General features: G+C 68.1%; 14 protein-coding genes. 9 read left to right on the top strand and 5 right to left on the bottom strand.

What is annotated here, in order from left to right; genetic code table 11:
• Positions 1-17 precede the first annotated feature (17 nt).
• Positions 18-884 carry an alanyl-tRNA editing protein gene (locus QRN21_RS01645; protein WP_072591122.1) on the top strand — a complete coding sequence of 289 codons (867 nt, stop codon included), beginning with the start codon at positions 18-20 and terminating at the stop codon, positions 882-884.
• Positions 885-891: 7 nt separating this feature from the next.
• Here the strand turns inward: QRN21_RS01645 and QRN21_RS01640 are convergent, their stop codons facing one another.
• Positions 892-1,584: a nucleotidyltransferase domain-containing protein gene (locus QRN21_RS01640; protein WP_056278433.1), complete on the bottom strand. Its 693-nt coding sequence runs from the start codon at positions 1,582-1,584 to the stop codon at positions 892-894.
• Positions 1,585-1,624: 40 nt separating this feature from the next.
• Positions 1,625-3,040: an RNB domain-containing ribonuclease gene (locus tag QRN21_RS01635; RefSeq protein WP_072591124.1), complete on the bottom strand. Its 1,416-nt coding sequence runs from the start codon at positions 3,038-3,040 to the stop codon at positions 1,625-1,627.
• Positions 3,041-3,203: 163 nt separating this feature from the next.
• Here QRN21_RS01635 and QRN21_RS01630 point away from each other — a divergent pair, with 163 nt between their 5' ends.
• Positions 3,204-3,974 carry an isocitrate lyase/PEP mutase family protein gene (locus QRN21_RS01630; protein WP_053095782.1) on the top strand — a complete coding sequence of 257 codons (771 nt, stop codon included), beginning with the start codon at positions 3,204-3,206 and terminating at the stop codon, positions 3,972-3,974.
• Positions 3,975-4,017: 43 nt separating this feature from the next.
• Positions 4,018-5,775 carry a proline--tRNA ligase gene (locus QRN21_RS01625; protein WP_285362985.1) on the top strand — a complete coding sequence of 586 codons (1,758 nt, stop codon included), beginning with the start codon at positions 4,018-4,020 and terminating at the stop codon, positions 5,773-5,775.
• A gap of 66 nt (positions 5,776-5,841) precedes the next feature.
• Here the strand turns inward: QRN21_RS01625 and QRN21_RS01620 are convergent, their stop codons facing one another.
• Positions 5,842-6,345 carry a pyridoxamine 5'-phosphate oxidase family protein gene (locus QRN21_RS01620; RefSeq protein WP_053095784.1) on the bottom strand — a complete coding sequence of 168 codons (504 nt, stop codon included), beginning with the start codon at positions 6,343-6,345 and terminating at the stop codon, positions 5,842-5,844.
• 117 nt (positions 6,346-6,462) lie between these two features.
• Between QRN21_RS01620 and QRN21_RS01615 the strand changes: the two genes are divergently transcribed.
• The gene (locus QRN21_RS01615; protein WP_053095785.1) at positions 6,463-7,503 is read left to right on the top strand and encodes an LOG family protein; all 1,041 of its coding nucleotides are present in this window, start codon (positions 6,463-6,465) and stop codon (positions 7,501-7,503) included.
• Here QRN21_RS01615 and QRN21_RS01610 read toward each other — a convergent pair.
• Entirely contained in the window at positions 7,472-8,827 is a 1,356-nt protein-coding gene (locus tag QRN21_RS01610; protein WP_072592263.1) for a flavin monoamine oxidase family protein, read from the bottom strand. The two genes, QRN21_RS01615 and QRN21_RS01610, sit on opposite strands and share 32 nt — an antisense overlap.
• A gap of 131 nt (positions 8,828-8,958) precedes the next feature.
• Between QRN21_RS01610 and nusA the strand changes: the two genes are divergently transcribed.
• The 5 genes from nusA (at position 8,959) to QRN21_RS01585 (ending at position 15,928) form a co-directional block, all read left to right on the top strand.
• On the top strand, positions 8,959-9,942 hold the full coding sequence (gene nusA, locus QRN21_RS01605) for a transcription termination factor NusA (protein WP_053095786.1): 984 nt from the start codon (positions 8,959-8,961) through the stop codon (positions 9,940-9,942).
• 59 nt (positions 9,943-10,001) lie between these two features.
• Positions 10,002-10,256 (top strand): YlxR family protein, encoded by a 255-nt coding sequence (locus QRN21_RS01600; protein ID WP_072591126.1) that lies wholly within the window; start codon positions 10,002-10,004, stop codon positions 10,254-10,256.
• 95 nt (positions 10,257-10,351) lie between these two features.
• Entirely contained in the window at positions 10,352-13,159 is a 2,808-nt protein-coding gene (gene infB / locus QRN21_RS01595) for a translation initiation factor IF-2 (protein ID WP_230100588.1), read from the top strand.
• A gap of 71 nt (positions 13,160-13,230) precedes the next feature.
• A complete protein-coding gene (gene rbfA, locus QRN21_RS01590) occupies positions 13,231-13,665 on the top strand; it encodes a 30S ribosome-binding factor RbfA (RefSeq protein ID WP_053095788.1) in 435 nt (144 codons plus the stop codon).
• Between the two features lie 64 nt (positions 13,666-13,729).
• Positions 13,730-15,928 carry a helix-turn-helix transcriptional regulator gene (locus QRN21_RS01585; RefSeq protein WP_285362984.1) on the top strand — a complete coding sequence of 733 codons (2,199 nt, stop codon included), beginning with the start codon at positions 13,730-13,732 and terminating at the stop codon, positions 15,926-15,928.
• Between the two features lie 9 nt (positions 15,929-15,937).
• Here the strand turns inward: QRN21_RS01585 and QRN21_RS01580 are convergent, their stop codons facing one another.
• Entirely contained in the window at positions 15,938-16,837 is a 900-nt protein-coding gene (locus tag QRN21_RS01580) for an iron-sulfur binding domain-containing protein (protein ID WP_285362983.1), read from the bottom strand.
• Positions 16,838-16,868: the final 31 nt, after the last annotated feature.

Here is a 16,868-nt window from a genome sequence, read left to right as displayed (position 1 = left end):
ACACCTCAAGGAGCTCCATGTCCTCGTCAACTGTCGTGTCCTTCGCCGGTGGCGACGTCTCGGGTTCGAGCACCGTCGCGCGAGTCGAGTCGACTCCCGCGGGTGTCGTCGTCGTCGTCGACGCGACGCCCTTCCACCCCGTCGACCACACCTGGCCCGATCAGCCGGGAGACGGCGGCGAGATCGCGCAGGACGGTTCGAGTGTCCGCGTCTCCGAGGCTGTGATGGCAGCGGTCTCCGACGAGGGCGAGTTCGCCGTAGCATCCGACATCCCGGTGAAGCGCGGCGCCGAGGGATGGACATGGCTCGTCGGCCATCCGCTGGAGGGGGAGGCCCCGTCCTGGCTGGTCGAGGGCGCACGTGTCGAGCTGGCGGTCGATTCGTCCCGGCGGGCTGGTCTCAGCCGCGGACATACGGCCTGCCACCTCGCGTCGTTGGCGCTCGACCTGGCTCTCGCCGACCTCTGGCGGAAGGACCCGGGCGAGGATGCTCTGGGCAACCCGAACTTCGAGGGGAAGGCCAATCAGTCCAGCCGCATCCACGTCGACGGTGCTGTGGACGAATACCGACTGGGAAAGAGCCTGCGCCGGGCAGGCTTCGACACGGAGACCTTCGCGACGACGCTCGCTGAGCGCGAGGCGGCGATCAACGCTCAGCTGGCCGAATGGGTGGCCTCCGGCGCATCGAGCAGGGTGGTGACCGAAGGCCCGACGATCGTGGACCGCCGTACTTGGCACTGCGACCTGCCCGAGGGCACGGCCGAGATCCTCTGCGGCGGCACGCACGTGGCGTCCCTCGCCGAGTTCGTCTCGATCTCAGTGACACTCGACCTGACCGATCCGCAGCTGCTGGTCATGACGACGCGGGCCGTGCCCGCATCCTGAGCCCCGCTCAGCGCACGAAGCCGCTCTGCACCCGGCCGCCCGCGCGGATGAGCTCGTCCTCGACCCGGGCGGCGAAGGCGGCGTAGTCCCGCGCGAGCAGAGGGGTGCTCAGGAGGTCGGCACGCTCGCGACTGAGGCTCCGAAGCCGTCGCGGAAGCCACTTGCCCGTCGCCGTCCAGCGTCCTTCGCTCAACAGCATGAGCTCCGCCATCCTCTCGAACAGGATGGCGGCCTCGACCTGCTGCTCCAGCGCATCCGTCGCATCCCTGAGATCGTCGAGCACATCGGTGATGACGTATCGGCGAAAGGCGGACTCCTTCGCGCTCAGGGAGGGGCCGTCGTCGAGCACGCTCCGCCATCGAGCGCGCAGCGCGGAGAGGCGACCGTCGTCTCGGATCGCGATGCCTTCGACGAGCATGTGCACCGTCACCGGTCGATGCTGTGCGACGCCGCGGTCGGCCCACTCGTCGAATCCCGCCGGGGTGTATGCGAAGACCTCGAAGATCTCGCCCTCGAACTCGTGCGTCGAGGCCTCACTCGTCTGCTCCTCGACCGCGAAGAGGCGGTCGCCGAGAAGCAGCAGATCGATGTCGCTCGATGGCGTCCGCTCACCGCGCGCGGTGCTCCCCGCCACTACCGCGACGTCTGCCCCGGGATAGTGAGCGTCGACGAATCGTTCAGCGATGGCGAGGTGGTCCACGCCGCCAGCGTAGCGTCCCTCCGCGTGTGTTCCGAGAGAGTCAGACGGCGAACTCGATCTCACCTCGGGTGACGTCCACCCGCTCGACACGGAGGCGCACGATCGCGCCGGGGACGGTGTCGGGCGGCACAGGGGCGGAGGCCGTCACGGCGGGATCGGCGATCTGGACGGTCGCGCGCTCACCGCGCATCTCGATGACGGTCGCGTCGACGGATGCGCCGACCAGCGGTGTCATCAGCGCAGCTTCGACGCAGTTGATCGTCGCGGAATCGAGTCGGGAGGCACGCTGGCCGGACTCCTGCATCAGTGCAGGAAGCTCGGCGAGGGACTCGCGCACCCAGCCCGGAACCTCGCGACCCTCGGATGCGGCGAGGCAGACAGTGAGCGACCAGCGGTCGACGAGACGCCGCAATGGTGCGGTGGCATGAGCGTAGGGGGCGGCGATCGCCGCCTGTTCCGTGTCGGGCGGTACCGGGCCGTCGAAGGTCACATACCCCGCTCCGCGGAACAGGGACGCCGCAGCTTCGAGGATCGGGAGGGTCATGGGGTCTTCGCGGTCCAGCTCGCGGAGGTAGTCACCATACCTGCCGGTCGTCCACGGCCGGCCGAGGGCCTCGGTCTGGTGGCGGAACGCCTCGAACGACTTCTCATCGGGCTGGGGCATCGTCCGCAGGATCCCGATGCCTGCGTCGATCATGAGCGACGCGGCTGCCATGCCCGTCATGAGCGACAGCTGAGCATTCCATTCCTCGACAGGAAGCGGATGCCGGCGTTCGATGGCGAAGGTTCCGTCGACGCCCCGCACGACCTCTTCGTCCGGCAGGTTCAGGCTCGCACCGCCCCGCAGCTTCTCCTGCGCGATGCGGAGCGCGCCGATCTCCGGCAGGAGCTCGGCGGGACCCGCCTCGCCCTGATCGAGTGCCGCCTGCGTGCTGGCGTAGTCGAGCTGCGCGCGCGAGCGGATCAGCGCTCGTTCGAGCCGGAACTCCTCGACGACTCCCGCGGAATCCAACGCGAAGGTCCAGACGAGCGCGGGGCGATCCACATCGGCCAGCAGTGACGCACGATCCTCGCTCAACACCTTCGGATGCAACGGGATCGTGCCGTCCGCTGCATACAGGGTCTGACCTCGCCGACGGGCTTCCGCATCGACAGCGCCGCCCGGTCGCACGAAAGCGGGTACATCGGCGATCGCGTAGCGGACGGTGTAGCCGGATTCCCGGCGCTCGAGGTGGAAGGCCTGGTCGAGGTCGCGCGACCCGAGCGGATCCAGGGTGGCGAACGGGATGTCGCGCAGATCGAGCTCTGGGGTCGCAGCATCCGAGGCTGCAGCCTCCGCCAGGACCGCCGCAGGGAAGTCCGTGGGGGCGCCCAGAGATTCCCGCAGGGTGGCGAGCGCGACGGCGAGCTCGGTCTGCGCGGCTGACGGAGCAACGTGGGATCGGCGCTGAGGCATGACCCCACACTAGATCCTTCGCTTTCGCGAGCCGGTGCCGTCGGGGCAGCACCGCGGGAGCCGAGGGGTCGAGCCGTCAGCCGTAGCGATGCGCACCACCCGGAACCTGAGATTCGCGTGTCCGTCCGGCCCCGACCGGAATACTGGGCGTTAGCGTGGGGGCATGACCACTGCTGCGAAAGCCCAGACCCTGATCGGACTCTACGAAGCTCCGGAGATCCTCCGCGTCGTGAACGTGTGGGACGTCGTGTCCGCCCGCGCCGTCGCCAAGCTTCCCGAGACGAAGGCGATCGCGACGGCCGGACACGGCATCGCCGCCTCGTTCGGCTTCGAGGACGGCACCATCACCCGCGACATCATGATCGACATGGTCGGCCGCATCGCCGCATCCGTCTCCGTTCCGGTGACCGCCGACCTCGACGACGGATACGGCGACGCAGGAGAGACCACGCGACTCGCGATCGGCGCCGGCGTGGTGGGTGCCAACGTCGAAGACCGTCTGAAGCCGTTCGACGAGTCGGTCGCGGCCGTCGAGGCCATCGTCAAGGCCGCCGAGGCCGAGGGTGTTCCGTTCGCTCTGAACGCTCGTACCGACGCTTTCGTTCGCGCCGGCCACCGTCCTGTCGCCGAGAGCATCGCCGATGCGATCCAGCGCGGCCGGGCGTTCCTCGACGCCGGCGCCACGGCTGTCTTCGTTCCGGGCATGCTCGACGCCAACATCACGCGTCAGCTCGTGGAGGGGCTCGGCGAGGGCAAGCTCAGCGTCATCGGGCTCCCCGGCACCCTCGCCGCCTCGGAGTACGAGAAGCTCGGTGTGGCCCGCATCTCCTATGGCCCGCTCCCTCAGCGGGTCGCCCTGACCGCGGTCCAGGATCTTGCGGCAAGCCTCTACGCGGGCGGCGTGATCCCGAACGGCCTGCCCGCGCTCAACTGACGCATCGCGAAAACGAGCGACCACCGGTCAGTAGACTTGCCCGGTGGTCACTCGTCTTTCGAAATTCTTCCTCCGCACGCTCCGTGAAGACCCTGCAGGCGCAGAGGTCGCGAGCCACAAGCTGCTGATCCGCGCCGGGTACATCCGGCCGCAGGCTGCCGGTATCTTCGCGTGGCTCCCGCTGGGTCTCCGCGTGAAGGCCAAGATCGAGACCGTCGTCCGCGAGGAGATGGCCGCGGCAGGCGCACAGGAGGTGCACTTCCCGGCTCTCATGCCCCGCGAGTCGTATGAGGCGACCGGACGCTGGGACGAGTACGGCGACCTGCTGTTCCGTCTCCAGGACCGCAAGGGCGGCGACTACCTGCTCGCCCCGACGCACGAAGAGGCCTTCACGCTGCTCGTGAAGGACCTGTACTCGTCGTACAAGGATCTTCCCCTCACGCTCTACCAGATCCAGGACAAGTACCGCGATGAGGCGCGTCCGCGGGCAGGGCTGCTTCGCGGACGCGAGTTCACGATGAAGGACGCCTATTCGTTCGATTCCTCCGATGAGGGTCTCGATCTCAGCTACCAGGCTCAGCGCGATGCCTACGAGCGCATCTTCCAGCGCCTGGGTCTCGAGTACGTCATCGTCCAGGCGGATGCCGGAGCGATGGGCGGTTCGCGGAGCGAGGAATTCCTGCACCCGACTCCCGTCGGCGAGGACACGTTCGTCCGCAGCGCCGGCGGATACGCCGCCAATGTGGAGGCATTCACGACCGCCGTTCCCGACGCCATCGCGTTCGACGCGGATGCGGCACCGGTGATCTTCGACTCGCCGAACACGCCCACGATCGAGACTCTCGTCGCGCACTCGAACGTGCACCTCGACGGCGACTACACGGCTGCGGACACGCTCAAGAACGTCGTGCTCGCGCTCACGCACCTCGACGGCACCCGTGAACTCGTCGTCGTCGGCATCCCCGGCGACCGCGAGGTCGACGAGAAGCGGGCCGAGGTCGCGTTCGCGCCCGCCGAGGTCGAGACCGCCACGGCAGACGACTTCGAGAAGAATCCGCTGCTCGTCAAGGGCTACATCGGCCCCTGGTCGCCCACGGGAGCTGTGCTCGGCGAGGAATCGGCTACCGGCATCCGCTACCTGGTCGACCCCCGTGTGAGCGAGGGCACGAGCTGGATCACCGGTGCGAACCTCGACGAGAAGCACGCGCATTCGGTTGTCGCCGGACGTGACTTCTTCGCCGACGGCATCGTCGAGATCGCCGACGTCCGCGCCGGCGATCCGGCTCCTGACGGCTCCGGTCCGGTCGAGCTCGCGCGCGGAATGGAGATCGGTCACGTGTTCCAGCTGGGTCGCAAGTACGCGGACGCGCTCGGACTCAAGGTGCTCAACGAGAACGGCAAGCTCGTCACGGTCACGATGGGGTCGTACGGCATCGGCGTGACGCGCATCCTGGCGATCATCGCCGAGTTGAACAACGACGAGAAGGGTCTCATCTGGCCGGCATCGGTCGCGCCCTTCGATGTGCAGGTCGTGGCTGCCGGTCGTGACCAGGTGGCCTTCGACGTGGCAGCTGAGCTCTCCGCTCAGCTCGAGTCCGCCGGTCTCGACGTGCTCTACGACGACCGCCCGAAGGTCTCGCCCGGAGTCAAGTTCGGAGACGCCGAGCTCGTCGGCGTTCCGCAGATCGTCATCGTCGGCCGAGGGGCCGCGGACGGTCAGGTCGAGCTGTGGGACCGGCGCACGGGGGATCGCAGCGCGGTGTCCGTCGCCGACGCCGTCGATCAGCTGACCCGGCGCTGACCTCGACGACAGAGAAATGCCGCGCACCTCACCGGGTGCGCGGCATTCTGTCGTTCGGAGCGGACGTCAGCAGACGATCCGGCCGTGGTTCATGATGTCGTCATCGGGCGTGTCCTTGGTCACGAGGGCCTTGAGCGCGCCGGCCGCCATCGCGATCTTGCCCTTGGAGGGCTCCCAGAACTCGGTCACCGTCGGCGTCACCTTGAGAAGTGCGATGCCGGGAGTGTCCAGCCCGTCCTCGAACCAGATGTCGAGCGAGGGCGAATAGAGCTCTTCCATCTTCGCGCGGTCGTGCACCACGGACGCGTTGCCGGCCACCGACACGTATCGCATGCCCTTCGCGTCGCAGTACGAGAGGCCGACCTGTCGATGGGCGCGCGCCTCCTCGACCTTCTCGGTGTCTTCGGCGGTGAAGAACCAGATGTCGCCGGCGTCGTCCATCTGCCGGGTCGACATCGGCCTGCTCACGAGGTTGCCGTCGTCGTCGGTGGTCGTCAGCATCGTGAAGTCGATGTCCTCCACGAGTTCGGTGACGCGTGCCAGTGCTTCCGGTCCAGTGATCTCTGTCATGCAGCCACTGTCCCGCAGGAGACCTGACTTGGCACGGGCGTTGACACGGGGACGTGAGCGTGGTGAGGGCGGCGTTGCGGCGGCCCGCCCGACGCGCTCTCATGACAGGCTGAGGGCATGACCGACGAACCGCTGACGGCGTCGCTGAGCGCCGAGATCAACAACGTCCTCGACGAAGCAGGGGTCAAGACCGATCGCAGGCTCGTGATGCGCATGATGCGCACAGCGGTCCTGCTGGGGGAGGACGGCACGAACCGCCTCGATCTCAAGATCGCCTCCGCCGCCCTCGCCGAGATGCGGGACGCCTTCCGCTTGTTCGCACCGTTCGAAGGGGTGCCGAAGGTCACGGTGTTCGGCTCGGCGCGTACCCTCCACGACGATCCGCTCTACGTCCAGGCGCGTGATGTCGCGGCTGCTCTCGCAGCGGACGGATGGATGGTGGTGACCGGAGCAGGACCGGGAATCATGCAGGCTGCCGCTGAAGGTGCCGGCCCCGCGCTCTCGCTCGGCGTGTCGATCAGGCTGCCGTTCGAGGAGAAGGCCAACAGCCTGATCGCGGCGAGCGAGCATGTGGTGGCGATGAAGTACTTCTTCACCCGCAAACTCATGCTCATCAAGGAGTCCAGCGGCTTCATCTGTCTCCCTGGCGGATTCGGCACCCTCGACGAGATGTTCGAGCTGCTGACCCTCCAACAGACCGGAAAGGCCGAGCCGACGCCGATCGTGCTGCTCGACGAGCCGGGAGGCACGTTCTGGAACGGCCTCAAGCGATTCATCGACGAGGACCTGGCGCCGACAGGGGTGATCTCGGAGGGCGACTTCGATCGCGTGGTCATCACCGACTCCGTCGAGTCGGCAGCCGCCGTGATCGCCGGGTTCTGGCGCAACTACGACTCGCTGCGCTGGGTGGGGGACTCACTCGTGCTGAGACTGCGTGGAGAGCCGACGGACGAAGAGCTCGAGGATCTCAACGACCGGTTCGCCGGGATGCTGGCGAGCGGACGGATCGAACGGACAGCTCCGCGGTCGCCGGAGGTCGCAGACGACGATCTGCTGCACCTTCCTCGTCTCTCCCTGCATCTCGACCAGCGACAGGTCGGCAACCTGTTCCGTCTGATCGGCGCGATCAACTCGCTGGAGTCCGCTCCCGCGCTGTGATGCCTGCCGCGAATTCCGCCAGGTCGATCGACCGACCGAGAATGCGCTCAGCGGCGCGATGCCCCGAGTAGTACGCGGCCCCCACGGTCGCCGGCTCGTCGCCCCATGTCGCCTCACCGGCGAAGTGCAGCACTGCGTCGACCGGCCCCGCGAGCTCGTCGTGGTCGTGGTGTGACGAGCCGACCGCGAGATGCGAGTACGACCCGTTCGAGAACTCGTCCTGTCCCCATCGCGTGATCCAGTGCGCGGTGGGGTCGCCGACGGCATCCGGGTAGAGGAACCGCAGGGCGCTCACGACGTCCGCGACGACCTCCTCATCCGACAGATCCTGCATCCGGCGGCCGAACGGGCCGGCGGCGAAGGTCAGCAACGTCGGGATCCCGCTGACCGCCGAGACGTCGTACCAGGAGTGCCAGTGCTCACCGGCCTCGCCGAGCGCCCGGAGAACGTAGCTGTCCTCGCGCCAGAAGCGTTCCGGGAACTGGATGAACACCTTGTTGAACACTCCCATGCCCAGTCGCGCGATCGGTCCGCCGACAGCGTCGGGCAGCGGAGGGGCGAACTCGATCGACTCCGCCTTGAGCACGCCGAGCGGCACGGTCACCAGCGCGTTGCGGGCCGAGAACTCTCCGTTCCGGGTCGACACGGTGACGCCCCGGTCGGTCCGCTCGATGCGGGTGACGACGTGACCGAGTCGGATGTCGAGACCGGCGGCGATCCGACGCGGGAGCTCATCGTAGCCGCGCGGGAAGATGACCTCGTCGCCGTCGATCGCATCCTCGTCGAGCCCGTGCGCGTCGAGGTCCCCGACCCATGCACCGCACTGCTCCTCGACGCGGTGACGGAAGAACTCGCGGACCTCATCGATGCGCTCCGGCTCGAAGCCCGAGCGGTCGAGCGCGCGCTCCGTGACATCCAGATAGGTGTCGCCGGGGGAGGACCGGGTGATCTCCTCAGCCAACAGTCGATCTGCTTGCTCGACATCGGCGACCCACTGAGAAGTGCTCGCAGGATCCATCGCCCTGCCCTCCCCGTCGAAGTTCTCGATCGGCCTGCCTCCGGCCTGGAAGCTGCCGACGGTGTACTCGAGGGTGGGGATGCCGAGCGCCTGCACGAGATCCCACAGCGGGGAGTCGTCGATGCCGTGGACCCACGACGCACCGCGATCGACGGGAAAACCCGCAGCGCGGTCGGTGTGCATCCTGCCCCCGACGCGATCCCTCGCCTCGAGGACGATGACGTCGGCTCCGGCGTCGTCGAGCATGCGGGCCGCCGTCACACCCGACATCCCTGCCCCGATCACGATGGTGTCGTACGTCGTCACTGAGTCCTCCTGCGCGCTCGGCACCGCGTCGGTGCGGCCGCCTCCGTGGCATCGGGCGGTGGGCACAGGGTATCGTGGTACGGATGTCGCGCGTGAACACCCGCGCGACGAGAGCTGAATAGGGAGTCGTCATGGATATCGAACTGAGTCTGCTGCGTGGGATCGAGAAGGAGAAGGCGATCCCCTTCGATGAGCTGGTCTCGATCATCGAACAGGCCATCCTGACCGCCTACTCCAAGCACGTCTCGGACGACGGCGCCACCCCCGAGGGGGTCCGCGTCGAACTCGATCGTCGCACCGGGCACGTCGCCGTGCTGCAGGTCGTCAAGGACGAAGAGGGCGCGATCATCGGCGAAGAGGACGCGACGCCGAATGACTTCGGACGTATCGCGGCCTTCGCCGCCAAGCAGGTCATCAGCCAGCGCCTGCGGGACATCGCGGATGATGTCGTGCTGGGAGACTTCAAGGACAAGGAAGGCGACATCGTCGCCGGCGTGATCCAGCAGGGACCGAATCCCCGCATGATCCACGTCGATCTCGGAGCCGTCGAGGCGATCCTTCCTCCGGAGGAGCAGGTGCCGGGCGAGGAGTACACCCACGGGTCGCGCCTCCGCGTCTACGTGACCAGCGTCGCGAAGGGTCTCAAGGGACCGCAGATCACCGTCTCGCGCACGCACCCCGGTCTCGTCCGCAAGCTGTTCGCGCTCGAGGTGCCCGAGATCGCCGCAGGTCTCGTGGAGATCGTCTCGCTGGCTCGTGAGGCCGGCCACCGCACCAAGATCGCCGTCCGTGCGAACGACCCGGCGATCAACGCGAAGGGCGCCTGCATCGGCGAGATGGGCCGACGCGTTCGTGCCGTCACCGAGGAGCTGGCCGGCGAGAAGATCGACATCGTCGATCACGACCCGGAGCTCGCCGCGTTCGTCGCGAACGCCCTCTCTCCCGCCAAGGTCACGAGCTCGTTCATCCTCGACGCGAACACCAGGGCCGTGCGTGCACTCGTGCCCGACTATCAGCTCTCGCTCGCGATCGGCAAGGAGGGGCAGAACGCCCGTCTGGCTGCCAAGCTCACCGGAGCGAAGATCGACATCCAGCCGGACAGCGTCCTGGACTGACCGCTCGCCACGTCCGACTCGCGCCCGCCGCGCGAGTCGGACGGGAACACAGGTGTAAGATGGAACCCGTACGAACGTGCGTCGGCTGTCGCACGCGTGCTCCCCGCGCCGCTCTTCTCAGAGTGGTGTCCCAGAACGACATCCTCATCCTCGATGAGCGCGCCGTTCTGCCAGGGCGAGGCGCGTGGGTCCATCCGACACCGGAATGCGTGGATGCCGCTCTGCGGCGCCGGGCTTTCGGAAGAGCACTGCGCGTCTCCAGCGATCTGGACACGCGGATCATCGAACAGCACCCACCAAGAAACAAAGGCTGAACGGCTATGGAAACAAAGTGAACGGCTCGAAATGAGACCCGTCCGCGACTAGTGGTCTGCCCTGTCTGGGTGGACCGACCCCAGACAGGAGAATTGTGGCTGGTAAACCACGCGTACACGAGATCGCCGCCGAACTCGGCGTCGACAGCAAGATCGCACTTGCAAAGCTCAAGGAACTCGGAGAGTTCGTCAAGAGCCCCTCTTCGACCATCGAACCGCCGGTGGCGCGCAAGCTTCGCGCTGCCATCGAGTCGGACGCCTCGCTGAAGGGCTCCGCGGATGCGGCTCCCGCCGCAGCGAAGCCCGGTGCCGCCAAGCCCGGTGCAGCCAAGCCCGGTGCAGCCAAGCCCGGTGCAGCCAAGCCCGGTGCTGCCAAGCCCGGTGCCGGTGCACCGACACCCGGACCGAAGCCCGGGCCCAAGCCCGCGCCCGCGCCCGAGGCGTCTGCTGCCGCTCCGGCACCCGAAGCTCCGGCCGAGGCCGCCGCTCCGGCTGCCGCCACGCCGGCAGCTCCCCAGTCCGCAGACAGCGCAGCTTCCAAGCCCGCTGACGGCGGCGCACCCAAGCCCGGCGCCCCGCGCCCGGGCAACAACCCGTTCTCGTCCGCTCAGGGCATGGGTCAGCGGCCCAACGGACCGCGACCCGGCAACAACCCCTTCGCCTCCGCGCAGGGGATGGGCCAGCGCCCGACGCCGGGCAACATCCCGCGTCCGCAGGCTCCGCGTCCCGGCGCGCCGCGTCCGGGTGCACCTCGTCCCGGTTCCCCCCGTCCCGGCGCCCCGCGCGGCGGTCAGGGCGGTCGTCCCGGTGGCGCACCGTTCCAGCAGCGTCCGGGTGGACCCGGTCGTCCCGGCGGTGCCGGTGGACCCGGTGCAGGTCCCGGCGCTCGTCCCGGTGGAGGCTTCGCAGGTCGTCCCGGTGGCGGTGGAGGTCGCGGTCGCGGTCCCGGTGGAGGTACCGCAGGTGCCTTCGGCAAGGGCGGCGGCAAGAGCAAGCAGCGCAAGTCGCGGCGGGCGAAGCGGCAGGAATTCGAGATGCGGAGCGCCCCGGTCGTCGGTGGCGTCAACGTCACCCGCGGTAACGGGGAGATCATCCGTATGCGCCGCGGCGCGTCGATCTCGGACTTCGCCGACAAGATCGAGACGCTGACCGGCTACACGGTCCAGCCCGGAACCCTCGTGACGATCCTCTTCAACCTCGGCGAGATGGCCACGGCCACCGAGTCGCTGGATGAGGCGACGTTCGAGGTCCTGGGTGCGGAGCTCGGATACAAGATCCAGATGGTGTCGCCCGAGGACGAGGACAAGGAGCTCCTCGAGGGCTTCGGTCTCAACCTCGAGCAGGAGCTCGAGGAGGAGAGCGAGGACGACCTCGAGATCCGTCCTCCGGTGGTCACCGTCATGGGTCACGTCGACCACGGTAAGACGCGCCTTCTCGACGCCATCCGTCAGACCAACGTCATCGAGGGTGAAGCCGGCGGCATCACCCAGCACATCGGTGCGTACCAGGTGTGGACGGAGCACGAGGGCATCGAGCGTGCCATCACCTTCATCGACACCCCGGGTCACGAGGCCTTCACGGCCATGCGTGCTCGTGGAGCGCAGGTCACCGACCTCGCGATCCTCGTGGTCGCGGCCGACGACGGCATCATGCCGCAGACGGTCGAGGCGCTCAACCACGCCCAGGCGGCGAACGTGCCGATCGTGGTCGCGGTGAACAAGGTCGACAAGCCCGACGCCAACCCGGCCAAGGTGCGCCAGCAGCTCACCGAGTACGGCCTGGTCGCAGAGGAGTATGGCGGAGACGTCATGTTCGTCGATGTCTCGGCCCGTGCGAACACCGGAATCCAGGAGCTCCTGGACGCGGTGCTGCTCACTGCCGATGCAGGCCTCGACCTGACCGCCAACCCGAACAAGGCCGCTCGCGGTGTCGCCATCGAGGCGAAGCTCGACAAGGGTCGCGGTTCGGTCGCCACGGTGCTCATCCAGTCCGGAACGCTGCGCGTCGGTGACGCGATCGTCGCCGGAACGGCTTACGGCCGTGTGCGTGCGATGGCGGATGAGAACGGCGAGCAGGTCCTCGAGGCCTACCCGTCGCGTCCCGTGCAGGTGCAGGGTCTGAACTCCGTGCCACGTGCCGGCGACGTCTTCATCGTCACTGAGGAAGACCGCATGGCCCGTCAGATCGCCGAGAAGCGTGAAGCTGTCGAGCGCAACGCGCAGCTGGCCAAGGCCCGCAAGCGCATCTCGCTCGAGGACTTCACCCGTGCTCTCGAAGAGGGCAAGGTCGAGTCGCTCAACCTCATCATCAAGGGTGACGTCTCCGGTGCCGTCGAGGCGCTCGAGGAGTCGCTTCTCAAGATCGAGGTCGACGACTCGGTGCAGCTCCGCATCATCCACCGCGGTGTCGGTGCGATCACGGAGTCCGACGTCAACCTCGCGACGATCGACAACGCGATCATCGTGGGCTTCAACGTCCGTCCCGACACGAAGGCGCGCGAGCGTGCACAGCGTGAAGGTGTGGACATCCGGTTCTACTCGGTGATCTACAACGCGATCGACGAGATCGAGAGCTCGCTCAAGGGCATGCTCAAGCCGGAGTACGAAGAGGTCCAGTCGGGTGTCGCCGAGATCCGCGAGGTGTTCCGCTCCTCGAAGTTCGGCAACATCGCCGGTGTCATCGTGCGCTCGGGAACGATCACGCGAAACGCCAAGGCTCGCGTCATCCGCGACGGTGTGGTGATCGCCGATGGCCTCGCCATCGAGTCGCTGCGTCGGTTCAAGGACGACGTCACCGAGGTTCGCACGGACTACGAGGCCGGTATCGGCCTCGGCAAGTTCAACGACATCCAGATCGGCGACGAGATCGAGACCACTGAGCTGGTCGAGAAGCCTCGCAGCTGATCGAGTTCGATATCTTCGGGCGAGGGTGCGTCATGCACCCTCGCCCGAAGGGTACGTAGAGGGAGAGAACAATGGCTGGTGAACGACAGGCACGTCTGGCCGATCGCATTCGTGTGATCCTCGCAGAGCGACTGGAGAAGGGTCTGCGCGACCCGCGACTCGGATTCGTGACCATCACCGACGTCCGCGTGAGCGGAGACCTGCAGCACGCCTCCGTGTTCTACACGGTGCTGGGCACCGAGGAGGAGCGCCTCTCCAGCGGTGCGGCGCTGACCTCCGCGACCGGCATGCTCCGCAGCGAGGTCGGGAAGCAGCTGAGCACCCGCCTGGTTCCGACGCTCGAGTTCATCCCCGACGCGCTGCCCGAGAACGCCGATCACATCTCCGCGCTTCTTCGCGAGGCGCAGCAGCGCGATGCCGACGTGGCGAAGCTCGCCTCCTCCGCCTCGCACGCCGGTGACGCAGACCCGTACCTGCGCCAGGAAGACGACGACACGCAGGCCTGAATATCGCGCCCTCGTCTGAGGGCGTGAGCAGTCTTGGTAACCTCGGCCTAACGGGCGGTCGCCCGTGGGGACTGGGGAGTTCAGCATCGACGTTTCGCGTGCGCAGAGGACAGCTTCGGTCGCACCGGCAGCTGTCGAGACGATTCTCGAAGAACTCCTCGAGCACGACCTGAGCTGCGCGCCGCATGTCGCGGCGCGACTCGCGGCCGAGCTGTCGGAGGACCCTCACACGATCCTGGCCGTCGCAGCTCGTCTTGACGCGGCTCAACGGCAGGGGCTCAGGGCGCTCCCCTCACCGTTGCCGATGGTGTCATCGGTCGAGACGCTTTTCGCCCAGCTGGAGCTGGACGACAGCGACCGTGAGGTGCTCATCGCGGTGTCGATGCGCCTCGACGACAGGCTGGATCCGCTGGTCGATTTCGCCGGTCGTTCTGCCGCGGAGCTCACCACAGGCCCTCTCGGAGCGCTCCTCGACATCCACGCCGGTCGCGTCCGTCTGTCCGACCCCCGCTTGGCGATCTGGTTGCGAGCGACGACGCCCTCCTCCGCGGCTGCTGCAGTGCACCTGCGACTCCACCGACTCTTCGACGAACGCGGCGAGCAGGTGGACGCCGACTGGCACAGCGCTCGAGCTGCGATGCACGGCGAACCGGTGACTGCCGGGGAGCTCACACGGATAGCCAGGGAGCATTCGGAGGCGGGACTCAGCGAGCGCGCCTTCCACCTCGCTGCAGAAGCCGCCGCCCACTCGAGCGGGGTCGAGCAGGACGAGGCGAACCTCGTCGCCGGTGTCGCCGCCATCGCGGCCGGGCACGCGGTCGAGGCGGCGCGACGGCTCGGAAGTCTCTTCCCCGGTGGCGACGAGCTCTATCGGCTCCAGGGGCTCGGCGGGCTGCTCGTCGCCGAGACGCATCTGCGCGGGTCAGTTCCCGAGGTCGACATGAGCGTGATCCGGCCGGATCGCGATGACGCGGAGCACTGGTACTCCTGGGCGCGAGCTGCTGCCTTCGCGGCGATGTTGTGCGCCGAACGCGGTGACCGTCGCACGATGCGCTCGTGGCTCGACGCTCTCCGTCACGCGAGCGCGCGCGTCGAAGCCGATCGCGAACTCCGAGATCCGGTCGTCGCACTGGCCTGGCTCGTCATCGGCGACCGCGAGAAGGACGACGTTCGCGGGGCCGGGCCCCTCACCGGCGGCCTGTTGAGGGCTCTGCAAGCGGCGGTCGACGGGGACGTCGACCGGGGGCTGAGCCTGCTCGCCGCAGGTGACTCGCCGGTCGGCGTCGAGGTCGACCCGTTCGTGGCCGGCTTCGAGCTCAGTCCACTCGTCGCGGCGTACCGCGCGGTCGCCGAGGTGCTGCTCCTGATGTGGCGTGGAGACATCGGCGCCGCGCGCGACCGGATGCTTAGTGCGGCCGTCGAGCTGCCTGTGGCGCTGCCTTTCGCCGGGCTCGGCGTCGTGATCGCACGACGCCTCGATCTCGCGGTTCTCGGACATCTGGGGCCGTTCGCCAAGGCTCTCACCGCCGCCCTCCCGGCCCCTCTGCGCATCGATCAGCTGGTGGACAGGGGGATCGAATCATTCCTGTCGGGACACTCGGCCGAAGCCGCGGCGTGCATGCGGCTCTGGAGGGATCGCGGCGCTCCTCAGCCGACCCTGTCGGTGCCGGGGCTGGAGGAGGCGATCGTGGTCACGCATGGCGGATCATGGAGCCCGCAGCGGATCGAACCGCCCGAGATCGCTCTGGCGCAACGGCTGCGCGTGCAGATCACCAGCTGCTCGGACGACGAGTGGCGCCTTGCGCGGCCGGTCGTGGTCGCCGCCGCACGGACCTTGACCTCGCCTTTCTCGCGCGGACGGGTCGAGGCGATGATCGGCACGAGGTCGCTGATCAAGGGAGACGTGGGTCTCGGACGGGAGCACCTCTCGATGGCACGGAACCTGCTCGAGGTCTCCGGTGCGACGGCATGGGCGAGAGCGGTCTCGGTGCGTCTGGAGCAGGTGGAGGCCTCCGACGGAGCTGCCGCCAGCGGTGACCCGCTCTCCTCGTGCCGGCGAGTGTGGGAGTCGATGCTCACCGCTCGAGAGTTCGAGGTGGCGATGCTGGCGGTCGGCGGAGCTTCTAACCGCGACATCGCGGATGCGCTCCACGTTTCGGTGCGCACCGTGGAGGTGCACCTCGGCCGGGTCTTCGTGAAGCTCGAGGTGAGGACCCGAGTCGAGCTCACGGTGCTCGCTCACCGCATCGGGCAGTTCGTCTGACGGGCGGACTCAGCGGGGAAGCGACAGCAGTTCGCCATCGGCCTCGGCGAGGCCGTCGGCGATGAGCGAGACGATCGCACGGTCGCGCTGAAGCGGATCGGGCCAGTCGGCCAGCACGGAGTCGATCAGGACCGGGGTGGGCGCGGCGGTTCGCAGCACCCGGAGCACGGCTCCTCGCGCCTGGCGGTCAGAACCCTCGAAGGCGGCTTGGCGTCTGCGGGTGTCACCGGTCTCGGGTCGCCCTGCGGCCAGCCACGCGCATGTGTCGCTCAGCGGGCAGACGTCGCAGCGCGGCGAGCGTGCCGTGCACACCGTCGCGCCCAGCTCCATCGCGGCCGCGTTGAACACGGCGGACTCTGCGACATCGGCGGGCAGCAGCGAGTCCATCAGCGCCAGGTCGCGACGCGAGGGCGGTCCCGGCTGCGCTTGGCCGAGGATGGCGCGCGCCATCACACGTCGAGTGTTCGTGTCGACGACGGGGTGCCGGTGGCCGTAGGCGAAGACAGCGACAGCCCTGGCCGTGTAGTCGCCGATGCCCGAGAGCTTGAGGAGGGCATCGATGTCGTTGGGGACGTCGCCGCCGTGTCGCTCAGAGATCTCGATGGCCGCGCGATGCAGCCAGAGTGCGCGGCGCGGGTAGCCGAGGTTGGCCCACTGCTGCACGACCTCGGCGGGTGAAGCGGCGGCCATGGCCGCGGGCGTCGGCCACCGGGCGAGCCACGCCTCGAGGTGCGGTATCACTCGGTTCACGGGCGTCTGCTGCAGCATGAACTCGCTGACCAGCGTTCCCCACGCGCCGAAATCCTCGCGGAATTCCGTGCGCCGCCACGGCAGGTCGCGTGCCGCACCCCGGTACCAGTCCGCGAGAGGCTCGGACACCTCGGCGGGTGGATGCGAAGTCGAAGGCACCTCGTCAGCCTAGGCGAACACCGATGCCCCT

It is taken from the genome of Microbacterium sp. LMC-P-041, from assembly GCF_030209555.1.
Classification (GTDB): domain Bacteria; phylum Actinomycetota; class Actinomycetes; order Actinomycetales; family Microbacteriaceae; genus Microbacterium.
The sequence above is the reverse complement of the archived record's forward strand: the minus strand, read 5'-3'. Positions and strand labels throughout refer to the sequence as shown.

Excerpts from the sequence above, each read along its gene's own strand:
- QRN21_RS01645 (WP_072591122.1), top strand. The coding sequence starts at position 18 with ATGTCCTCGTCAACTGTCGTGTCCTTCGCCGGTGGCGACGTCTCGGGT.
- QRN21_RS01635 (WP_072591124.1), bottom strand. The coding sequence starts at position 3,040 with ATGCCTCAGCGCCGATCCCACGTTGCTCCGTCAGCCGCGCAGACCGAG.
- QRN21_RS01630 (WP_053095782.1), top strand. The coding sequence starts at position 3,204 with ATGACCACTGCTGCGAAAGCCCAGACCCTGATCGGACTCTACGAAGCT.
- QRN21_RS01620 (WP_053095784.1), bottom strand. The coding sequence starts at position 6,345 with ATGACAGAGATCACTGGACCGGAAGCACTGGCACGCGTCACCGAACTC.
- QRN21_RS01615 (WP_053095785.1), top strand. The coding sequence starts at position 6,463 with ATGACCGACGAACCGCTGACGGCGTCGCTGAGCGCCGAGATCAACAAC.
- nusA (WP_053095786.1), top strand. The coding sequence starts at position 8,959 with ATGGATATCGAACTGAGTCTGCTGCGTGGGATCGAGAAGGAGAAGGCG.
- QRN21_RS01600 (WP_072591126.1), top strand. The coding sequence starts at position 10,002 with ATGGAACCCGTACGAACGTGCGTCGGCTGTCGCACGCGTGCTCCCCGC.
- rbfA (WP_053095788.1), top strand. The coding sequence starts at position 13,231 with ATGGCTGGTGAACGACAGGCACGTCTGGCCGATCGCATTCGTGTGATC.